We start from the raw sequence: 21775 nt of genomic DNA, 5'->3' as shown, positions 1-21775 counted from the left end.
CCAGCGGCCACTTTAACCACTCCATACCCCTGTTCCCAACAGGGGGAGGGCTGTTGTGATGCGATCACAACATGGCCAACTGGCCGTTCCTTGCGTCCTGTTCGGCCAAACGCACAGCCGAATCGGACAGTTGCCATGCTATCGGCTCAGAAAGAATCACATCAAGATTTTCACACGTTCGGTTGCCGCCGAGTTGACACCCGTGGGAGGAAACGGAGGAATCGGAACCGAAAGGGCGGGCCACCCGATTCCCGGTGGCCCGCCCAGAGGTGTCGGCGCGGCAGGAAGGTCCGCCGCCGAGGTGTTCAGGAGGTCTGCGGGTGCCTGGCGCTGTCCACGTCGAGGTTCGGGCCCGCGGAGAGCAGCGACGACCACGACTTGAGGATCGGCGGCGCGTGCACGCCCTTGTAGCCGAGCCGCAGCGCCGCCTTGTTCGTCTCTTCCTGGGCGTTACCCGCCTTGCCCGCGCTGTCGTTGTTCACGCGGACGGAATAGCGCAGTCCGGTGTCGGTGACCAGGAAGAGCGACCCTTCCTTCTGCGCGGCGGTGTTCACCTCCTGGTAGAGCAGTCCACTGCCGGGGGTGACGTACGCGCTGGCGCCGCTCGCGATCTTGGCCGGGTAGTCCTTGCCGACCCAGGTCTGCATGTTCGGGATGCCGTTGGGGTAGCCCAGCGCCTTGTCGGCGCCGCCGGGGAGCTTGGTGGCGGTGCCGTCGTAGACGCTGCAGGAGACGCCGTTATCGGTGGGGGCCGTCAGGGAGCCGGTCTGCGAGCCCTCGAAGTTGTTGGCCATCTCGACGGCCTCGGTCGGCCAGGGGAGGTCGACGTCCGTGCCCGGGACCTTGCCCATGAACTTCGCGGACCGCCCGTCCTCCGTCTGCGGCGTGAAGCTGGAGGTGGAGACGTGCTCGGGCTCCAGCGCCTCGCCGCCGGGGTGCAGGTCCGTGGCGTTCTGGCCCTGCAGCAGCAGCTTCGCGATGAAGTCCGAGACCTGCTGGACGCCTTCGGCGGTCACCACGTACTTCTGTCCGTCGGGGACTTCGAGCACCGTGCCGATCTTGGTGTAGTTCGACGGGAGGCCCTCGGCGTGCGAGGGCTTGCCGACGCCGGGGACCTGCGGCATGTAGATCGGGACAGGGCTCTTGACGAGCGTGTCCATCCACTGCTTGGTGACGTCCTGCGGCTCCGCGTCCCGGAAGATCACCCGGCGCAGGACGCTGTCCGTCGCCTCCTTGCCCTGCGGGGGCTTGATGTGGCCGCCGCCGGATGAGTCGATCTGGAAGGCGAAGCCCTTCTGGTCGACCAGCCACCGCACACCGTCCGGGTCACGGACGTAGAGAGCCTGGTTCAGACCGACCCGGCCCTTGCCCTCGACGAGCTTCTTGTCCTTGCCGCCGAGGACGAACACCGCCTGCTGGGCCTTGCTGTTGGCGCCGCTGCCCGGACGGTCACAGACCGCCCAGACCTTGGCCGCGCCGGCGTCATCCTTGCTGGGCAGCCGGTCCGGGGCGTACGGAATTCCGATGGCGGGGCCGTGCGGAATCTTTCCGTCCAGCTCGGATTCCTTGACCTTGACGACTTTGTACTTGTCCGGATCGAGAAGAAGCTTCGCGGAGGCGAGATTCAGAACGGGATGCAGGAGCTTTTCATTCTTTCCGCTTTCGGGGTTCTTCGAGTTCAGAACCACATAGCGGGTGGTGGATTTGTCCCCGACGATGACGTTCTCCCCGACCGCGTCCCATCCCTTCGGGGCAACCGGCTTGAGGATGCCGCAGGCACCGAAGCCCACCAGGATCAGGACCCCCACCAGCACGCTGGGCAACACTGCTTTCAGCGGACGCGGCGCACTCTCGATCGAGCCGTTCGGCAGCGGCTTCAAGAACGCGGCATTCGTGCGCTTTCGCGCAAAAGAATACGCATTCAGCTCGTCCCGACGTGATGCCATTGTTGCTTTCTCTCCCCGCCTGTCGGATCCACCTTCGACCGCCCCCGGCACGCACGCCGTAGCGCCCTCTACTATGCCGTGTATCGATCGACCCGTACGGTACGGGTGCCACCTTCCAACGCACCAGTCTCAGCGGCGGTTGATACGCCCAGAGCCACCACACCAGTAGAGGAGCAGGCCGGGGGATGTCCAGCGCCACCAGGGCTCGACGCCGCAATGGGCGGCAACAGCAGCAACCACCTTCCGCTGCCCCGCGCAATGCGGGAGATGCTGACCGAAACGGATCGACTCCGGGCAACAGAGGCAGTCGCGGCCGGAGTTCGGCCGACCGCCCGGCGGGCCCGGTCGCCCCGCGCCTGCGCCCGCAGGCCGGAAACATCGGCGGGGTCCGCGTCCAGCAGCTGGCCATCATCGAAATCGCCGCGGCCCTGGTGCTGGTGGGCTGGTCGATCCATCCGGCCGCGCTGACCGCCGCCGTCGTCGTGGCCGCCGTACTCGTCGTCTTCGCGCTCGGCCGCCGCCGCCGGATCCCGCTTCCCGAGTGGATCACGACGGTGCGCGCGATGAAGCGCCGCGGCAAGTCCACGAGCGCATCGGCGACCACGGGCATCGACCCGGCGTTCGCCCCGGTCGTCGAGTGCGACCCGGCGCTGCGCACCTACGAGTACACCGACGCCGAGCAGCGCGCCATCGGCTTCGTCGGCGACGGCACGTTCCTCACCGCCCTCGTCCAGTTGGACGCCCGCGACGAGCCGCTGCGCCCGCAGCGCGGCAGCCACATGATGCCGCTCGACGTGCTGCACAACGCCCTGGACGTCGAGGACATCCACCTCGAATCCGTGCAGTTCGTGCAGTACACCCAGCCCGCGCCGGCGCCGCACCTGCCCGAACAGGCCGTCGCCGCCCGCTCGTACGCGCCGCTCCAGGCCCAGGCCCAGACGCCGGCCGTCCAGCTGACCTGGATCGCGCTCAAGCTCGACCCGGAGCTGTGCGCCGAGGCGATCGAGGCGCGCGGCGGCGGGATGGACGGCGCCAAGCGTTCCCTGCTGCGCGCCGCCGACCAGCTCGTCAGCCGGCTCACGGCGCACGGCGTCAAGGCCAAGGTGCTGGCCGAGCGCGAGGTCGTGGCCGCGATCGGCACCGCGGTCTGCGTCAGCCCGCGGGCTGCCAACGGAGCGATGGGGCGGGACGGCAGGTCGGCCCGCCGCACCCAGGAGTCCACCCGCGCGTGGCGCTGCGACGACCGCTGGCACACGACGTACTGGATCGGTCGGTGGCCCCAACTGGGCAACGGCGGCGCGCCGTTGGCGGCCATCAGCCAGTTGCTGACCAGCACGGCGGCGATGGCGAGCACCTTCGCGCTGACCGCGTCGCACGGCGGCGGCCGGGCCCCCGCGATCTCGGGCTACGTACGCCTGTCGACCCGCAGCGAGAACGAACTCACCTCCGCCCAGAGCGAGTTGGAGCGCCGTTCCGGTTCGGCGAAGGTGGGCCTCGTACGCCTCGACCGCGAGCAGCTGCCCGGCCTCCTGGCCACGCTTCCCCTCGGAGGTACCCGCTGATGGCCACTCCCACCTATCAGCCCCGCACCAACACCAGCGGCAACGGCTGGCGCAATCCGCCGATCGGCGGCCCCGGCGCCGGCGAGGAGCGCCGTCTCTCGCACCAGCCGCGCCCCGACGAGCAGCAGTCGGGCCCGACGGGTCCGAAGCCGCAGCCCGGTTTCGGCCTGCGCGGCCCGCGGCGCAGCCCGCACATCCTGACGGCCGATTCGCTCGCCTCGCTGACCCTGCCGGTCGGCGACGACGGCGTGATCATCGGCATCGACCCGCAGAACCAGCCCGCGGTGCTGAGCCTGCTGCGCCCCGCGCCGCTGGAGATCGCGCTGGTCGGCAGCATGTGGATGGCGCAGGTGCTGGCGCTGCGTACGGTCGCCACCGGCGCCCGGGTCGCCGTCGAGACCGCGCGACCGCCGGCCTGGGGGCAGATGGCGCAGGCGGCGGGCGGCGGTCAGCAGTGCGTTTCGGTGCACGACGTGCGCCAGATCGCGCCGCAGGGCCCTTCGGTTTCCAGCCCCGTTCTGGTCGTCCGCGACATGGGTGCGCGCCCGCCGCGCAATCAGCTCGCGCCCAGCCCCTGGCAGTCGGTGCTGACCGTGCTGCCGTTCCTCGGCCCGCGTTCGCCGCAGCTGCTCGGCCGCGCCGATCTGGTCGGCCTGCAGCGGCTTTCGCCCGAGGAGGCCGAGGTCGTGACGCGCATCATGCGGCTCCCGCAGCAGGTGGGAGCGGTGCTGCCGACGCTCAGCGACAACGCCATGCTCTGGTGCACCCGCGACAGCCACCAGTTCGTCATGACCCAGCCCACCGAAGCGGAGACCAACCTGCTCGGCGGGCCGCGGCGGATGGACTGACGGCACAGTGGCGGGCCGGGTCCTGGCGGTGGCTGCACCGCCCCGGGCCCCCGGACCGCAAGCATTCTTACGGGCGCATCCACGGGTGCGCCCGTAGGTGTGCCGCAGGGTTCGAAGACGACATGACGTCGACTGCCGTTCGGGGCCGACTCTTGATTAGGCTGTATGAAGAGCCGCAGGAGCGCACCTTCCGACGGCAGCCGAAACGGGGACGGAGAAAGTTAGTGTTGGCACAACCCCGGGTGGTGTGTTCCGACTTCCGCTACATCCGATCGATCCGCCTGTATCCGGTCCTGCCGTTCAGGTGCGTTGCAGTACACCAGGAGGCACAGTGAACGAGCAGGAGGCTTTCCGCCGGGACGGGAACGATCCTGACGACGACCAGTCCGAGTTCGATCTGACCGGCGAGTTCAAGATCGACTTTGCCGCTCCGGCCTGGTATGCGAGCAACGACACCAGTGGGGGCGGCATCTCTGCCGCCACTCCCCCTGCCGCCTCCTCCACTCCGCCTCCTGTGACGCCGCCGCCCACCGGTGCGCCGCTGCCCGGTCAGGGCCCCGTTCCGCAGGGCCCGCCCGCCACCGGTCCGCAGGGTGCTCCGGGGCCGGCCGCCGGGCCCGCTCCCGTGCCGCCGCCCGCCGACGCCGCGCCGCCCGGTTTCCCGATGCTGCGCCCGCAGGGCACGGGTGACGCTCCGGCGGCTCCCGCTCCGGCGACCGCCGCTCAGGGCGGACCGACCGAGGCACCGGAGCCCGACGCGGCGCCCGCACCGGACCTTTCGCCGTCGTCCGACGCACCGTCGGATGCCTCACACGTCCGTTCCGGCACGGGTGCCGACCCGTCGGCCTCGCTCTGGGACGACGACCCGGAGCCCGCGGCGCCCGAGCCGGAGGCGGCAGCCGCCCCGCAGGCCGAGACCGAGGCCCCCGCGCCCGCCGCCGAAACCCCGGCGCCCGCACCGCAGTCGGCACCGGAGCAGCCGGTTGCGGACCCGTCCCAGGGTGCGCAGGCGGCACCGCCCGTCCAGGCCGTGCCGGATCAGCAGCTGCCTCCGCAGGCCGTACCGCAGCAGGACGCGCCGCCACAGGCCGTTGCCCAACAGGGCGTTCCGCAGCAGGGAGTTCCGCAGCAGGGCGCTCCCTGGGGCGCCGCGCCCGATGCCGCGCAGCAGGGTGTGCCGGGACAGGGCGCGCTGCCGCCGCTGCCGCCCGAGTACCAGCCGGCCGACCCCCGTTCGGCACAGGCCCAGCAGGCACCGCAGCAGCCCCAGCCGCAGCAGGCTCAGGTCCAGCAGCAGCCCGGCTACCCGCAGCAGCCTCAGCAGACACCCGTGCAGCAGGGCGGCTACCCGCAGCCCTCACAGGGCGGTTACCCGCAGCAGCCCCAGCAGGGCGCGCCCGCGCAGCCGCAGCCGGGCGCCTACGGCTACCCGCAGCCCGCGTACGGCTACCCCCAGCAGGCCCAGCAGCCGCCGCAGCAGAACCCCAACGCGCCCGCGCAGCAGCCCGCTTACGGTTATCCGCAGCAGCCCCAGCAGGCCGCCCAGGGATACCCGCAGCAGGGGTACCCGCAGCAGCAGGGCGGGGGCGGTTACGACCAGCAGCAGGCACACCAGCAGGCGCAGGCCCAGGCTTACGCCCAGCAGCAGGCTGCCCAGCAGGCCCAAGCGGCCCAGCAGGCGCAGCAGGCCCAACAGCAGGCCCAGGCCCAACAGGCCGCCCAGCAGCAGGCGCAGCACCAGCCGCTCCCCGGCCAGCAGGCGGCCGACCCGAACGCCGCGGCGAACTACGCCTCGTACTCCCAGCCGGGCCAGCAGCAGCCGCAGCAGCGGGCCGCACCCGGCGCGCCGCTCGGCTACAGCGCCGCCGTCGAGCTGACCTCCGACCGGCTGCTGCGCAACCAGCCCAAGAGGCGCAAGCCGGGCGCCAACGCGCAGCCGTCCAAGTTCAAGCTGGGCGCGAAGAAGGAGGAGGCGGAGCGGCAGCGCAAGCTGGAGCTGATCCGTACTCCGGTGATGTCCTGCTACCGGATCGCGGTGATCAGCCTCAAGGGCGGTGTCGGCAAGACCACGACCACCACCGCGCTCGGCTCCACCCTCGCGTCCGAGCGGCAGGACAAGATCCTGGCGATCGACGCGAACCCGGACGCCGGCACCCTCGGCCGCCGTGTCCGCCGCGAGACCGGCGCGACCATCCGTGACCTGGTGCACGCGATCCCGCACCTGCACAGCTACATGGACATCCGCAGGTTCACCTCCCAGGCCCCTTCCGGCCTGGAGATCCTCGCCAACGACGTCGACCCCGCGGTGTCCACGACGTTCAACGACGACGACTACCGCCGCGCGATCGACATCCTCGGCAGGCAGTACCCGATCATCCTCACCGACTCGGGCACCGGCCTCCTCTACAGCGCGATGCGCGGAGTCCTCGACCTCGCCGACCAGTTGATCATCATCTCCACACCGTCCGTCGACGGTGCGAGCAGCGCGAGCACCACCCTGGACTGGCTGTCCGCGCACGGCTACGCGGACTTGGTGCAGCGCGGCATCACGGTCATCTCCGGTGTCCGCGAGACCGGCAAGATGATCAAGATCGATGACATCGTGTCGCACTTCGAGACGCGCTGCCGCGGCGTCGTGGTCGTCCCCTTCGACGAGCATCTCGCCGCCGGTGCCGAGGTCGACCTCGACATGATGCGGCCCAAGACCCGCGAGGCGTACTTCAACCTCTCCGCGCTGGTCGCTGAGGACTTCACGCGCGCCCAGCAGGCCCAGGGGATGTACCCGCAACAGGGTGGCCCGCAGATGGGCGGCGACCCCTACGCCCAGCAGCAGTACCCGCAGCAGGGACAGCCACCGCAGCAGGCGCAGCAGCAGCCGCAGGCGCAGCCCCCGGCCGGTTACCCGCCGCAGCAGGGCGGCTGGACCCAGCAGCCGCAGCAGCCGCCCGCCCACTGGCAACAGCAGCAGCCGGCTCCGGACGCACCCCAGCAGCCGGAACAGCCGGGGCTCCAGCCGGGATGGCAGCAGCAGCCGCCTCCGCAGTGATCCGGCGGTAGGACACAGAAGTGGGGCCCGGCAGCTGACTGCCAGGCCCCACTTCCGTACCGTCCTTGCGCCGCGCCGCCGGCCGTTCGTTCCGGCCCGCCACCAGCTCCCTCGTTCGGATGAACGGGGCCGCCGGCGCCGACCGGGGGCGCCGCCGCCTCAGGAAGCCGCGGCGATCAGCCCGCGCGCCTGCTTCACATCGATCGCCATCCGCTCCAGCAGGGCGTCGAGCGTGTCGAACTTCTCCTGCCCGCGGATGTAGGCGAGGAAGTCGACGGCGACGTGCAGCCCGTACAGATCGAGCCCGACGCGGTCGATCGCGTACGCCTCGACCGTGCGGGTCTTCCCGTCGAACTGCGGGTTGGTGCCCACCGAAACCGCCGCCGGCATCGCCTCGCCCTCGACGTGCAAAAGCCCCGCGTACACCCCGTCGGCCGGGATCGCGGTGTGCGGCAGGGTCTCCACGTTCGCGGTGGGGAAGCCCAGTTCGCGACCGCGCTGGGCACCGCGGACGACGATGCCCTCGACGCGGTGCGGGCGGCCCAGCACCTCGGCGGCGCCCGTCACGTCGCCGTCGGCGACCAGCTTCCGGGTGAGCGTGGAGGAGAACGGCACGCCGCCGCCCGCCGTACCGCGCGCGACGAGGTCGATGACCTCGACGGCGTAGTCGTAGGTCCTGCCCAGCTCCGCGAGGGTGGCCACGGTGCCCGTCGCCTTGTGCCCGAAGCGGAAGTTGGGGCCCTCGACGACGACCTGCGCGTGCAGCTTGTCGCACAGCACCTTGACCACGAAGTCGGCCGGTGCCAGCTTCGAGAACTCCTTGGTGAACGGCAGGATCAGCACCGCGTCCACCCCCAGCTCGGCCATCAGCTCGGCACGCCGGTGGTGCGGGGCGAGCAGCGGCGGGTGGGTGCCGGGGCGCACGACCTCGCTCGGGTGCGGGTCGAAGGTGACGACCACCGCGGGAATGCCCAGCTCACGGGCGCGTGCGACGGTCTCACCGATGATCAATTGGTGGCCGCGGTGCACTCCGTCGTACGAGCCGATGGTGACGACGCTGCGCCCCCAGCCCTCGGGGATGTCCTCCAAGCCACGCCAGCGCTGCACTCTGCCCGCTCCTCGCCCGAACTCGTGTCCGTCCAATGCGCCAATTCGGCATGACGCAGGTCTAAGACTGCCATGCCGGGGATGCCGCCTCGCGCGAAGGGTGGCCTCGCCTTGCCGGGCGGCCCGTCCTGACCCGCAGCGTCGCCCTGATCAGCCGCGGCAGCCGGCGAGCGCGGCGCGGGCGCCCGGCCCCACCAGCGCCTCCCACTCCCCCGGCTCGGCCGCCACCCACTCCCGCATCCGCCGCGCGAACCCCGGCACCAGCCGCCCGGACCCGGCCAGCCACCGGTCGAAGCAGGCCGCACCCTCGGGCGTGCCGGACAGCAGCAGCCCGATCCGGCGCACCCACTCCCGCGTACGGCCGTCGGGGCGCTCCTCGGCTCCGTCGGCCACCGCCCGCAGCAGCGCCTCCAGCACCCGGGTGTCCGGCATCCCCTGTGAGGCGCGGCCGACGGACCCGGCCTCGTGCGCCAGCAGCACCTCCAGCAGCTCACGGCGCAGCGCCACGGCGTCCCCGCTGCCCTCCGCGACCAGCACGGACGCCAGCGCGCACCGCACCGGGACGGCGTGCCGGGTCAGCAGCTCCACCACGAGCGGGCGCAGCGCGGCACGGGCCGCGGCCCCACCGTCGAGCCGCCGCCCGACGAACGCCGCCACCCCGCCCGCGGCACGCTCCGGATGCCGCTCCGCGTATTCCCGTACGAGAGCGGCGACGCACTGCGCCAGGCCGGGCGGTACGGGTGCCCCGGGCGGACGCGCAGGCGGTACGGCAGCGGCCGGTTCCGGGGCCCCGGCGGACATCGGAAGGCCGCACTCCGCGAGGGTGTCGAGCACCGCACCTGGCGAGCCTCCCGAGCCCGCCGCCGGACCGGCCGGTTCACCGGTCAGCAGCCGGGTGCGGAAGGCCGCGAGCACCGGCCCCGGGTGGGTGGCCAGCGCGTCCGTGAACACCGCGGCGGGCAGCTGCGGATCCCCGTCGGCGAACCGCAGCAGCGCCCGGTCCAGGAACTGCGCCCGGGTGGCGCCGTCCGCCATCAGGAGGGCGAGCGCGGCGCCGTGGTGCGCGCTGTCGCCCGGCCTGGTCAGCAGGGCGAGCGCGGCCTGGCGCAGCCGGATGCGGTCGGTGTCGGCGGTGGCACCCGGAGCGAGGCGGGGCGCGTACGCCGCGGCGGCGCGCCGGCGCTCGGGGCACTCGTCCTGGGACCAGCGCGCCACGGCCCGGCACATCGCCGACGGCTCGTCCTCGGCCAGGGTGGCGAGCAGCTCGTCCGCCCGGGGGTGTGTGCTGTCGGCCAGCGTGTCGGCGAGCGCGTCGAGCGCGCGCCGCCGGTGGGCGTACAGCAGCGCCTGCGCCGCCGCGGAGACGGTGATCTCACCCGTCGGGCCGCTGGGCACCACGTGCGGCGACTGCTGCAAGGGGCTCACATCGTCGAACCATTCGCACAACAGCGGCTGCATCCGCTCCGGCTCCGCCCGCAGCAACGCTGCCGCCACATCGAGAAACCGCAAGGGGCGCGCGACATGCGCACGCACCCGCGCGGCGTACGGACCGCCCACGCCCCCCGCTCCGGCACCGGCCGCGGCATGCGAGGCACCACCGGGCGGCCCGGCACCCGCGGCCTCTCCACCGGAGCAGGTTTCGGCCGCGCCTGCTGGATGCCCTGCGTCGCTGTAACTCCCTTCAGCGGGACGCGAGTTGGAGTCCGGGGCGGCACCAGGCGAATCCAGGGAATCTGCCACGCTTCGGGATCCCGTGACATCCGCCTCATCCGCACCGAACTCGGCTGTGTGTGCCGGGAGTTGCGGGTGTACCGATCGGGCACCCAGCGGCTCGGGGACCACCTCCGCGACGGAAGCGACCCCCGCCCCCGCAACGGCCTCCGAGGCCGCCCCTCGAACCGGCTCGGCAACGGGCTCGGCGGCAGACGCCTGGCTCCCGGCGCCGCGCCCCGCCTCGTCGTCCAGCGGGCCGTACGCGTCCGGCGTCGGCACGGCGTCCGCCCAGCCGAAGCCGTCCGGTGTGCCCGGCGCATCGGCGAGGTGCACCCGCACCCGCGGCGGTCGCGCGAACGGGCGGGCCCGCCGCCAGGAACGCGACGCGGACCACTCATCGGCCATCGGCCGCCCGCCGCCGGACGCCCCGGCGTGCGCCGCCCCGCCACCCGGCTCACCGCGCGGCGCGGCACCGTCGTCGGCGGTGTCCCGGACAGCGGCGCCGACAACGGCAACCGCGACACCGACATCGCTGACGGTGGGACCGACCGGCCTCTCCGTATCCGCCCCCGCATCCCTCGCCGCCTCCCTCTCCGCGTCCGTCTCCACCTCCGGAGCGGACCGCTGCCGATGCACCCGCCCGGACGCTCCAGCCGCAGCCCCCTCAGGAGCCGCGGGAGCCGCCCCGGCCTCACGCCCCACCGCCGCGCCCGTGCCCGCACCCGCGCCCCCGTCCGCCGGCCGTCGCACCGCCCCGGCCGCCAGCGCCGCACCCGCCGCCGCGCCCGGCCGCGGCGGTCCGTCGGCCGGCAGCAGGCGTCGCAGCAGATCCATCCGGTCCGCGTCGGGCAGGTCGATGCGGTGCCAGAACCACGGCCCGAGTGCGTCGAGTCCGGTCCGCCCGAAACCGCCGAGACGTACGGACCGGTCGGTGAGCCGGTCGGCGAGCAGCCGGAGCACACCGGCGTACGGTGCCACGTCAGGCGCCCGCAGCAGCACCTCGCTGAGCAGGTGCGAGGCCCACCACCTGGCGTCCGCGTGCCGTCCTGCGGGGCCGCCGTCGGCCACCGCGACGGACACCAAATGCGCCAGCCTGCGCGTCAGTTGCGGCGTTCCCTCACGGCGCGCGAGCAGCAGCAGGGCCTGCACGACGGGGCCGATGCGGCAGCCGGGCACCTGGAACGCCCGCGCCGCCCGCCCGGCCGCCGCGTCGGGCGAGGCGCCGTCACCGAAGCCGCCCCGCTCCCGGCCACTCCACGACGGCAGCCGCGCGGACCGCTCCGCCTCGCCCGACGCCCCCCGCGCACGGTGCACCAGCACGTACAGGGCGGCGTCCACGTCGAGGTGGGCGCCCTGAAGCCACTCCGCGAACTCCTCGTGGACGAAGCGGTACCCGGCGCCCGCCGGCACCAGCAGGCCCTCGGTGAGCACCGCTGACGCCCACCCCGGCCCCCAGGGGAAGACCTCGTCGAAGGACGCGCCGTCCAACTCCCCCTGCCCGGGGCCCAGACACCGCCGTGCCGCCTCGTGCACCTGGCCCGCCACCTGGGCGGCCAGCCTGCGTACGGCCCCGCCGCGCGGCACCGGGCGGCGGCCGGCCGCGATCCGGACGGCGATGCGCAGGCACAACAGGTCGAGATAGGCGCCGAAAACGGCGTGCCGGTCCGGCACTCCCCCGGCCTCGGGCTCCGGCCCTCCGGCCTCCGGCACCACCATGCCCATGCCGTCCGCGCCGCCCGCGTCGCACTCGCAGACGCCGTCCCCCTTCGGCAGCGCGGCCCGCACCTCGGCGAGCAGCCGCAGCGTCAGCGGATGCCCGGCGTCCGCGGCGGCCTGCGCACCCTCCGCCAGGCCGTAGCGCCTGCGGGCGTGTGCCGCCTCGCACGCCGGGAGATCACCGAGCCGTACGCAGGCGGGCAGCGGGCCGCCCGGAGCGCCGGGCGGCAGCGGGTAGGCGCGGCCGGTGCGGTGCAGCAGCGCGGGCGGGAAGAGGGCGCCCGCGGCTTCCCAGTACTCGGGGCGGCAGGCGATGACCAGCCGCGTTCCTGAGGCACGCAGCCAACCTGCGGTCGCCGCCGCCCAGTCGGCCGACCACGAGCCCAGCGCGGGCGGCATCTCCTCCGGCCCGTCCAGGAGCAGCAGCAGGGGACGGCCCGCGGCGCCCGCCAGCCGTGCCACGCCGTCCGGGGTGGCCTCGCCGGGGTCGCCGGCCGTGCGGCCCGAGGCCCCGATGATCCGGCCCGCCGCGTGCAGCGCACGCCGTACCGCCGTCCGTACCCCGTCGTCACCTGCGTGCAGATCGGCGCCGCGCAGCCAGACGGTCGGCGCGGGAGCCGCCCCCTGCGCCCGCCGGGCGGCGAGCGCGGCCAGTTCCGTCGTACGCCCGGATCCCGGCTGCCCCACCAAGGCCAGCACCAGCGGCCCGGCCCCGTCCGCCCGCTCCGCATCAGGCACCCCGTCCGCACCGTCCGCCTCGGGCGTCCCCGCTGCCGGCAACGCCCCGAACGCCTCGAACTCGCGCACCACATCGGGCCGTTCCACCGGTTCCCGCCACAGCCGGGGCCGCCCGGCCGAACCCACGGATGTGGCGGTCAGCTGGAGCCCGCCCGCCAGGTTCAGTTCGCTGCCGTAGGCCGGGACCGTCGCCGCGTTCCGTGCCAGCAGCGCGGCCAGCGGCCCGCCCGGTTCGGTGGCCGCCGCCGCCCGCAGCAGCACGGCGAATCCGTCCGCCGGCCGCCCGGCCTGCAACGCGGTGCCCAGCACGCCCAGCAGCGCGCCCGTCCGCGCGTCGAGCACCGGGCCACCCGCCGCCGCGCCACCGAGCCGCAGCGCTTCCCGCCCGCCGACGCACAGCTCCAACTCCCCCACGGTGTCCAGGAGATGGAACCGGTCCGTCGCGATGTACGTCACCTCGCAGCCGACCGCGGTCACCAGCCCGTCGAACCAGCCACCGGCCCACAGCCGCACCCTGGTTCCCACGGCGGCCGGCCCGGAGGACACCGGCAACGGCGTCATCGGCGGCAGCCCGAAGCCCCTGCTGCGCACCAGGGCCAGGTCGCTGCCGGGAAGCGGGGTGACATCGGCGGCGTCCACCGTGCAACCGCCGTCGAATCCCCGGCCGCCGAGCCCGCCTTCCCGCAACGGCTGCACCACGATGCGGGCCAGCCCGTCGACCGCTTCGTGGCTGGTGAGGATCGTGCCGTGCTGGTCGGCGAGGAAGCCCGTGCCGCGCGGCCGTCCCGCGAGATCCCGGATGCGCACCAGCGCCCTGTCCGCATCGGCGTCCAGCAACGCCATCGCCGTACCTCCCCGCCTGACCGCCTCCCCGACCCGCGCGCCGGTCCCCGACGTCCGACGGTAAGCGGCCGGTGATCGCCCCGACGCCGAACAGGACGAACACGCCCCTACAGCGCCCGCCGTTCACTCCGAGCGCCCGACCACACGGGTGAATCCACGGATCCGGCGGAACAAGGGGACACCAGGCATCACGGAGCGCCACCGGTCCCGCCCGCGCACCCGCCGCACGGCAAAGGGCCGGGCCCGGGAAACGCCATCGCGCTCCCGGGCCCGGCCCCGCACAGCCTGCCTGCGGCTCCTAGGCGAACACCGCCAGGCTCTTCGCCTTCCCGCCCTGGTTCTCGACCAGCGCCAGGAAGGTGCCGTCAGGACCGAACGCCGCGACCGGGCCGTCCGTCTCGAACAGCGGCATCGCGATCCGCGCGCCGTTGAGCAGCAGCCTGGCCTGCGGTTCGGTCACGTCCCAGCGGGTGAAGGCCGCCGTGGCCGCCTCACCGATCGGCATCACAGGAAGCCCCGCGCCCTCGGTGTCGTCCACCGCGGCCTGCAGCTGTTCGAGCGTGCGCGCCCGGTCCAGCTTGTACGGGCCGACCCGGGTGCGCCGCAGCGCCGTCAGATGCCCGCCGACACCCAGCCCGGCGCCCAGGTCACGGGCCAGGGCGCGGATGTACGTACCGGACGAACACGTGACGGAGACCAGCAGGTCGGTCACCGGGGTGCCGTCGTCGGCCTCGCTCTCGTGCACCGAGTGCACCAGGAACGAGGACACGGTGACCGGCCGGGCCGGGATCTCCACGTCCTCGCCGTCCCGCACCCGCGAGTACGACCGCTTGCCGTCGATCTTGATGGCACTGACCTTCGACGGCACCTGCATGATCGCGCCGGACAGCTCCGCCACACCGGCGTCGATGTCGCCGCGCGCGAGGCCCTGCGCCGCCTTCGACGCGGTGATCTCGCCCTCCGCGTCGTCGGTCACCGTCGTCTGGCCCAGCCGGATCGTGCCGACGTATTCCTTCTCCGTCAGCGCGAGGTGGCCGAGGAGCTTGGTGGCCCGCTCGATGCCCAGGACGAGCACACCGGTCGCCATCGGGTCGAGGGTGCCGGCGTGCCCGACCCGGCGGGTGCGGGCCATGCCGCGCATCTTCGCCACGACGTCGTGCGAAGTGAAGCCGGCCGGCTTGTCGACGATGACCAGACCGCCCGGCTTGTTGCTCTCACGCTTCATTCTGCCGCTGTGCCCTCGTCGTCCTCGTCGTCTCCCGGCTTGCGGTACGGGTCCGCCTCCCCGGCGTACTGGGCGCCCGACGACACCTCCCGCACCTTGGCGTCGGAAGCCCGCGCCTTGTCGAGGAGGTTCTCGATCGTCTTGGCGTTCTCCGGCAGGGCGTCCGCGACGAACGCCAGGGTGGGCGTGAACTTCGTGCCCGCCGCCGCACCGACCGCCGAGCGCAGGATGCCCTTGGCGCTCTCCAGTCCTGCTGCCGCGCTGGCACGGTCCTCGTCGTCGCCGTAGACCGTGTAGAAGACCGTCGCCTCCCGCAGGTCGCCGGTGACCCGGGTGTCCGTGATGGTCACGTGCGTACCGAGCCGCGGGTCCTTGATTCCGCGCTGCAGCTTCTGGGCGACCACCTCCCGGATGAGGTCCGCCAGCTTCTTCGCCCGCGCATTGTCGGCCACTGGTCCGTCTCCTTCTTGTCTTCCACAATTGTGCTTCCACCGGCGAGCGCCCGCCCGGTCGTCATGACCAGTCGTCGTCGCCGTGCAGCCGTCGGCGTACCGACAGCAGCTCCACTTCGGGCCGTGCGGCGACCAGGCGCTCGCAGCGGTCCAACACTTCGGTGAGATGCCCCGTGTCCCCGGAGACCACCGCCAGGCCGATGGTGGCCCTGCGGTGCAGATCCTGGTCGCCGACCTCCGCGACGCTGACCGCGTATTTGCGGTGCAGCTCGGCGACGATCGGGCGGACGACGGAGCGCTTCTCCTTCAGCGACCGTACGTCGCCGAGAAGCAGGTCGAAGGACAGCGTCCCTACATACATGCTGGGGGGGCACCTCCCAGGCCCCTGAGGCCTGGGGGAGGGTTCAGCCACCCGTGGGGCCTAGACGTTCGATTCCTCGCACCGTACACGGAACGGCCGGGGCCGATCGACGGAAATAACTCCGCCGACCGGCCCCGGTCGCCTGCCCGCCGCCCGGCCCACCAGGACTGGTGGACCGGGCCACGCACGGGCTCTCGTCCGCGTGATCAGCCGCGCGGCTTCTCGCGCATCTCGTACGTCGCGATGACGTCGTCGATCTTGATGTCGTTGAAGTTTCCGAGGTTGATACCGCCCTCGAAGCCTTCGCGGATCTCGGTGACGTCGTCCTTGAAGCGGCGCAGACCCTGGATGTTGAGGTCCTCCGCGATGACCTTGCCGTCGCGGACCAGGCGAGCCTTGGTGTTGCGCTTGACCTCGCCGGAACGGATGAGGACACCCGCGATGTTGCCGAGCTTGGACGAGCGGAAGATCTCGCGGATCTCCGCGGTACCGAGCTCGACCTCCTCGTACTCCGGCTTGAGCATGCCCTTGAGGGCCGCCTCGATCTCCTCGATCGCCTGGTAGATGACCGAGTAGTACCGGACGTCGACACCCTCGCGGTCGGCCATCTGCGTGGCACGGCCTTCGGCGCGCACGTTGAAGCCGATGACGATCGCGTCGGAGCCGGACGCCAGGTTGATGTCGGACTCGGTGACCGCACCCACGCCACGGTGCAGCACGCGAATGTCGACCTCCTCGCCCACATCGAGCTGGAGCAGCGAGGACTCGAGAGCCTCCACCGAACCGGACGCGTCACCCTTGATGATGAGGTTGAGCTGCTGCACCTCGCCGGCCTTGAGCACCTTGTCGAGGTCCTCGAGGGACACCCGGCGGGTGCGCTTGGCGAAGGCCGCGTTGCGCTCGCGCGCCGCACGCTTCTCGGCGATCTGACGGGCCGTACGGTCCTCGTCGACGACCAGGAAGTTGTCGCCGGCACCCGGGACGTTGGTCAGACCCAGGACCAGGACGGGGGTCGAAGGACCGGCTTCCTCGACGTTGTTGCCCTTGTCGTCGAGCATCGCCCGGACACGGCCGTACGCATCGCCGACGACCATCGTCTCGCCGACGCGCAGCGTGCCGCGCTGGACCAGGACGGTCGCCACGGCGCCGCGGCCACGGTCGAGGTGCGCCTCGATCGCGATGCCCTGCGCGTCCTGCTCCGCGTTGGCGCGCAGGTCGAGCGAGGCGTCCGCGGTCAGGACCACGGCTTCGAGCAGCTGCTCGATGTTCAGGCCCTCACGAGCGGAGATGTCGACGAACATGGTGTCGCCGCCGTACTCCTCGGCCACCAGACCGAACTCGGTGAGCTGGCCGCGCACCTTGGTCGGGTCGGCGCCCTCGACGTCGATCTTGTTGACCGCGACCACGATCGGCACCTCGGCCGCCTTGGCGTGGTTCAGCGCCTCGATCGTCTGCGGCATGACGCCGTCGTTGGCCGCCACCACGAGGATCGCGATGTCGGTCGACTTGGCACCACGGGCACGCATGGCGGTGAACGCCTCGTGACCAGGGGTGTCGATGAAGGTGATCCGACGCTCTTCGTCGTTGACCTCGGTCGCGACCTGGTAGGCACCGATGTGCTGGGTGATGCCGCCGGCCTCGCCCGCGATGACGTTCGTCTTGCGGATCGCGTCGAGCAGTCGCGTCTTACCGTGGTCGACGTGACCCATGACGGTCACCACCGGCGGACGCGCGACGAGCATTTCCTCGCCGCCCTCGTTCTCACCGAAGTCGATGTCGAAGGACTCGAGAAGCTCGCGGTCCTCCTCCTCCGGGCTGACGATCTCGACGACGTAGTTCATCTCGTCGGCGAGCAGCTGCAGCGTCTCGTCGGAGACCGACTGGGTCGCGGTGACCATCTCACCCAGGTTCAGCATGACCTGGACGAGCGACGCCGGGTTGGCGTTGATCTTCTCGGCGAAGTCCGTCAGCGAGGCACCACGCGACAGGCGAACCGTCGCGCCGTTGCCGCGCGGCAGCATGATGCCGCCCACCGACGGGGCCTGCATGGCCTCGTACTCCTGGCGCCTCTGCCGCTTCGACTTACGGCCACGACGCGCGGGACCGCCGGGACGGCCGAACGCACCCTGTGTGCCACCACGGCCACCGGGGCCGCCGGGACGGCCACCGAAACCGGGACGACCGCCGAAGCCGCCGCCGCCACCGGGACGACCGGGAGCGCCACCGCCACCACCGGGACGGCCGGCGAAGCCGCCGCCACCGCCACCACCGGGACGACCGGCGAAGCCGCCGCCACCACCGGGACGACCGCCGCCGCCACCGGGACGACCGCCGCCACCGGGACCGCGACCGCCGCCGCCACCGGGGCCCGGACGCGGGCCGGCAGCCGGACGCTGCGGCATCATGCCCGGGTTCGGACGGTTACCGCCGCCGGGACGCGGGGCGCCACCGGGAGCTGCGCCCTGCGGACGGGGCATGCCACCGGGGGTCGGACGCGCGCCGCCCTGGCCCTGTCCCTGGGGACGGGGGCCACCCTGGCCGCCGCCCTGCGGACGCGGGCCGCCGGGGCCGCCTTGGCCACCGGGGCGCGGGGCGCCACCGGGACGGGGGGCCTGCGGACGGGCCATGCCCGTGGAGCCACCGGAGGTGAAGGGGTTGTTACCCGGACGCGGGCCGGACGGACGACGGTCGCCGCCGGGACGCGGGGCGCGCTCGCCACCGGGACGCGGGGCGTTGCCGCGGCCCTGGCCGCCGCCCTGACCACCCTGGCCGCCCTGCGGCGCGGGACGCGCCGGACGCGGGCCGGGGGTGGCACCCGGACGGGGAGCCGGCTTCTCGGCGGGAGCCGCCGGCGGAGCCTGGAACTCGGGCTGCGCGGGGGCGGCCGGAGCGGGCTTGGGCGCCGGACGCGCCGGAGTCGGACGCGGACCCGGGGTCGGGGCCGCGGGGGTGCTGCTCTTGGGCGCCGCGGGGGCCGGGGCTTCCGGGGCCGCCGGGGCCTCGGGGGCCGGCGGAGCCGCGGGGCCCGGCTTGGGGGCGCCCGGCTTCGGGGCAGCCGGACGGGCCGCCTGCGCCGGGGAGGGCGCGGACGGCTTTGCGGGCGCAGCCTTGCGCGGCGCCGCGGGCTTGCCAGAGGCGCGGCCACTGCCGCCGCCTGCCTGGAAAGCGTCGGTCAACTTGCGAACAACCGGCGCCTCGATCGTCGAGGATGCCGATCGGACGAATTCACCAAGTTCTTGGAGCTTGGCCATGACAGCCTTGCTCTCCACGCCGAACTCCTTGGCGAGTTCGTATACCCGGACCTTAGCCACTTCGCTCCTTCTAGGTCCGGGTTGTCCACCGGACCGTCGCTACTTCATGGGCGTACTCATCGCGTACTCATCGAGTGCTCATCGCAATCTCGACCTACTTCCGACTCGCGAGGTACCTGACCGCACGGTTTTCCGTGCGCTGTGCATTCGTGCTGTGCGTTATTGCAAGGGCGGCTGCTCGATGTGTTCGACGTACTGGCGCAACGCCGTCGTGTCGAACGGTCCCGGACCCCGGAAGGCCCGGTTGAACGCCCGGCGGCGGACCGCCAGGTCGAGACAGACCCGTGTCGGGTGCATGTGAGCACCCCGGCCGGGCAGCGTACCGCGAGGATCGGGGGCGCACTCACCCTCGATCGCCACGATGCGCAGCAAATCGCCCTTGGCCGCTCGCTCCCGGCATCCCACACAGGTTCGCTCAGGGCATGCGCGGGCATGCGTCCGGCCAGACACTGCTTAAGTCTACCTCCCCGCGCCGCCCTCACCCTGATGGGGTAAAGACCGGACGGCTGCTCAGAATTCCCGGTGGACCACCGCGGCACCACTCATTTTTTCCGGGCCGCGGCGGCCACCGCGCGATCAGTCCTGCGGCGCCTGCTCGGTGTCCGGCCGGATGTCGATCCGCCAGCCGGTCAGCCGGGCCGCGAGCCGGGCGTTCTGCCCTTCCTTGCCGATGGCGAGGGAGAGCTGGTAGTCGGGCACGATGACCCGCGCCGACCGGGCCGCGAGGTCGACGACCTCGACCTTGCTGACCCGGGCCGGCGACAGCGCGTGCGCCACCAGCTCGGCCGGGTCGTCGGACCAGTCCACGATGTCGATCTTCTCGCCGTGCAGCTCGGCCATGACCGCGCGCACCCGGCCGCCCATCGGGCCGATGCAGGCGCCCTTGGCGTTCAGCCCGGACCGCGTCGACCGCACCGCGATCTTGGTGCGGTGTCCGGCCTCGCGCGCGATGGCCGAAATCTCCACCGACCCGTCCGCGATTTCCGGCACCTCCATGGCGAACAGCTTCTTCACCAGGTTCGGGTGCGTACGCGAAAGGGTCACGGACGGGCCGCGGACACCCTTCGCCACTCGGACGACGTACGAACGCAGCCGGGTGCCGTGCGTGTAGTCCTCGCCCGGGACCTGCTCCTGCACCGGCAGCATGGCCTCCATCGGGCCGATGTCCACCAGGACGTTCTTGGGGTCCTTGCCCTGCTGGACGACGCCGGTGATGACGTCGCCCTCACGCCCGGCGAACTCGCCGAAGGTGATCTCCTCCTCGGCGTCCCGCAGCCGCTGCAGGATGACCTGCTTGGCGGTGGTGGCCGCGATCCGGCCGAAACCGGACGGGGTGTCGTCGAACTCGCGGGGCTCCTCGCCCGGCTCCAGGTCCGACGCGTCTTCCTTCGCCCACACCGTCACGTGGCCGGTGCTGCGGTCCAGCTGCACCCGCGCCTGCCGACGGCTGCCGTCGGTGCGGTGGTAAGCGATCAGGAGGGCCGACTCGATCGCCTCGACCAACAGGTCGAACGAGATCTCCTTCTCCCGCACCAAACCCCGCAGGGCACTCATGTCGATGTCCACGGCTACGCCTCCTCCTGGTTCTCGTCGAACTTCTCTGCGTCCTGCACACTGCCCTTATCGGACATCCCGCTCTTGCGGTTGAACTCCAGCTCGACCCGCGCCTTGGCGATCGCGTCGAACGCGACCCGTCGCTGGGTCGGCTTGCGTCCCTTGACACCCGGCACTTCGAGGTCGAGCCCGTCCTCGTCCACCGCCTGGATCCGGGCCACCAGCTCCCCGCCCTCGTGCAGCTGCGCCTTGATGAGGCGGCCGACGGCGCGGCGGTAGTGCCGCAGCTCGGTCAACGGCCGGTCGGCGCCGGGCGAGGTCACCTCAAGGGTGTACGGGGCGCCGCCCATCACGTCGGCATCGTCCAGGCTCTGCGAGATCTCGCGGCTCAGCTCGGCACACTCGTCCAGCTGAACGCCTTCGTCGGAATCCACCACGACTCGCAGCACCCGCCGCTTGCCCGCGGGGGTCACATCGATCTCTTCCAGATCCAGCTCTCGCGCGGCCACGAGCGGTTCAAGCAGCCCGCGCAGCCTTTCGCTCTGGGTGGTGCTCATCCGGGTGACTCCTCGGCCGCGTGTGCTGTTGTGGGTAGGTCGCGTGTCGGGTCAAAGCCTATCTGTTCCGGCGGGGTACTGACGATTCGGTGACCGGTCACGGATACGCTCGCCTGCGGTGATCACTACGGAAGACCCCGGGAAGTGGAACGTGCCGAACCTGCCGCTCACGCGCAGAACGACCCTGCTGGCCGGCGCCGCCCTAGGGGCCGCCCCCCTCTTGACCGGCTGCTCCGACGCCCCCGGGACGCCGCCTCCCGACCGCACCGCATCCGCCGACCGCCTGCGCACCACCGCGGCCCGCGACAGCACCGCCTTGCTGGCCCACTACGACGCGACCCTGGCCGCCCACCCCGCCCTCCAGGACCGCCTGCACCCCCTCCGCGACGAAGTGGCCCGCCACGCCGAGGCGTTCGGCGCCAAGAGCACCCCCACCACCCCGTCCGCCCCCTCGGGCAAGAACCACCCCCCGGTCCCCGAGAACGAGAAGGCCGCCCGCACCACCCTGGCCGACGCAGAACGCCACCTGGCCGACACCCGCACCAAAACCCTCCGAACCGCACCCCCCGACCTGGCCCGCCTCCTGGCCTCGGTAGCCGCAGCAGGCACCGCCCACGCCTACCTGCTGACCCGATGACCGCACCACTCAGGTAACCCCCGAGGCCCCGAGCCAACGATGCCCGAAGGGCGAGGCGCAAGGGCCATCCACCGGCGGTCAGCCGCGTACGAGGCCCGGGTGGGTCGGAGGGGCCGCACCGGGTCGCTCCCCGCAGCGACAGGTGCCAACACCGGCAGC

14 protein-coding genes are annotated in these 21775 nt (G+C 72.6%); 4 read left to right on the top strand and 10 right to left on the bottom strand.

Annotation, left to right across the window (positions count from 1 at the left end; all coding sequences use genetic code 11):
• Positions 1–305: 305 nt before the first annotated feature.
• The gene (eccB, locus tag ACIBK8_RS33725; protein ID WP_399046270.1) at positions 306–1946 is read right to left on the bottom strand and encodes a type VII secretion protein EccB; all 1641 of its coding nucleotides are present in this window, start codon (positions 1944–1946) and stop codon (positions 306–308) included.
• 185 nt (positions 1947–2131) lie between these two features.
• Between eccB and eccE the strand changes: the two genes are divergently transcribed.
• The 3 genes from eccE (at position 2132) to ACIBK8_RS33710 (ending at position 7402) form a co-directional block, all read left to right on the top strand.
• On the top strand, positions 2132–3508 hold the full coding sequence (gene eccE / locus ACIBK8_RS33720) for a type VII secretion protein EccE (RefSeq protein ID WP_399046268.1): 1377 nt from the start codon (positions 2132–2134) through the stop codon (positions 3506–3508).
• Entirely contained in the window at positions 3508–4356 is an 849-nt protein-coding gene (locus ACIBK8_RS33715) for a hypothetical protein (RefSeq protein WP_393687681.1), read from the top strand. Before eccE ends, ACIBK8_RS33715 begins: the two co-directional genes overlap by 1 nt.
• Before the next feature lie 331 nt (positions 4357–4687).
• Positions 4688–7402 carry an SCO5717 family growth-regulating ATPase gene (locus tag ACIBK8_RS33710; protein WP_399046266.1) on the top strand — a complete coding sequence of 905 codons (2715 nt, stop codon included), beginning with the start codon at positions 4688–4690 and terminating at the stop codon, positions 7400–7402.
• Between the two features lie 159 nt (positions 7403–7561).
• Here ACIBK8_RS33710 and ACIBK8_RS33705 read toward each other — a convergent pair whose 3' ends face one another.
• The 9 genes from ACIBK8_RS33705 to rimP form a co-directional block, all read right to left on the bottom strand.
• A complete protein-coding gene (locus ACIBK8_RS33705) occupies positions 7562–8509 on the bottom strand; it encodes a bifunctional riboflavin kinase/FAD synthetase (protein ID WP_393687679.1) in 948 nt (315 codons plus the stop codon).
• A 150-nt stretch (positions 8510–8659) separates the two neighbouring features.
• On the bottom strand, positions 8660–13519 hold the full coding sequence (locus ACIBK8_RS33700) for a hypothetical protein (RefSeq protein ID WP_399046264.1): 4860 nt from the start codon (positions 13517–13519) through the stop codon (positions 8660–8662).
• Positions 13520–13817: 298 nt separating this feature from the next.
• Entirely contained in the window at positions 13818–14744 is a 927-nt protein-coding gene (gene truB / locus ACIBK8_RS33695; RefSeq protein ID WP_399046263.1) for a tRNA pseudouridine(55) synthase TruB, read from the bottom strand.
• Positions 14741–15196, bottom strand: a complete 456-nt coding sequence (rbfA, locus tag ACIBK8_RS33690; protein ID WP_393687676.1) for a 30S ribosome-binding factor RbfA — start codon at positions 15194–15196, stop codon at positions 14741–14743. The genes truB and rbfA overlap by 4 nt, the downstream gene beginning before the upstream one ends.
• Before the next feature lie 61 nt (positions 15197–15257).
• A complete protein-coding gene (locus ACIBK8_RS33685; protein WP_393687675.1) occupies positions 15258–15557 on the bottom strand; it encodes a DUF503 domain-containing protein in 300 nt (99 codons plus the stop codon).
• Positions 15558–15763: 206 nt separating this feature from the next.
• On the bottom strand, positions 15764–18868 hold the full coding sequence (infB, locus tag ACIBK8_RS33680; protein ID WP_399046261.1) for a translation initiation factor IF-2: 3105 nt from the start codon (positions 18866–18868) through the stop codon (positions 15764–15766).
• A 159-nt stretch (positions 18869–19027) separates the two neighbouring features.
• Positions 19028–19318, bottom strand: a complete 291-nt coding sequence (locus ACIBK8_RS33675) for a YlxR family protein (RefSeq protein WP_399046259.1) — start codon at positions 19316–19318, stop codon at positions 19028–19030.
• 126 nt (positions 19319–19444) lie between these two features.
• Positions 19445–20434 carry a transcription termination factor NusA gene (gene nusA / locus ACIBK8_RS33670; protein ID WP_399046258.1) on the bottom strand — a complete coding sequence of 330 codons (990 nt, stop codon included), beginning with the start codon at positions 20432–20434 and terminating at the stop codon, positions 19445–19447.
• 2 nt (positions 20435–20436) lie between these two features.
• Entirely contained in the window at positions 20437–20979 is a 543-nt protein-coding gene (rimP, locus tag ACIBK8_RS33665) for a ribosome maturation factor RimP (protein WP_399046256.1), read from the bottom strand.
• 118 nt (positions 20980–21097) lie between these two features.
• Between rimP and ACIBK8_RS33660 the strand changes: the two genes are divergently transcribed.
• Positions 21098–21616, top strand: a complete 519-nt coding sequence (locus tag ACIBK8_RS33660; RefSeq protein WP_399046254.1) for a hypothetical protein — start codon at positions 21098–21100, stop codon at positions 21614–21616.
• Positions 21617–21775: the final 159 nt, after the last annotated feature.

Origin of the sequence: Streptomyces sp. NPDC050161 (assembly GCF_044460025.1) — a bacterium.
In the GTDB taxonomy this organism is placed as follows: Bacteria; Actinomycetota; Actinomycetes; order Streptomycetales; family Streptomycetaceae; genus Streptomyces.
Note: the sequence above shows the minus strand (reverse complement) of the source record. Positions and strands in the feature narration are given on the sequence as shown.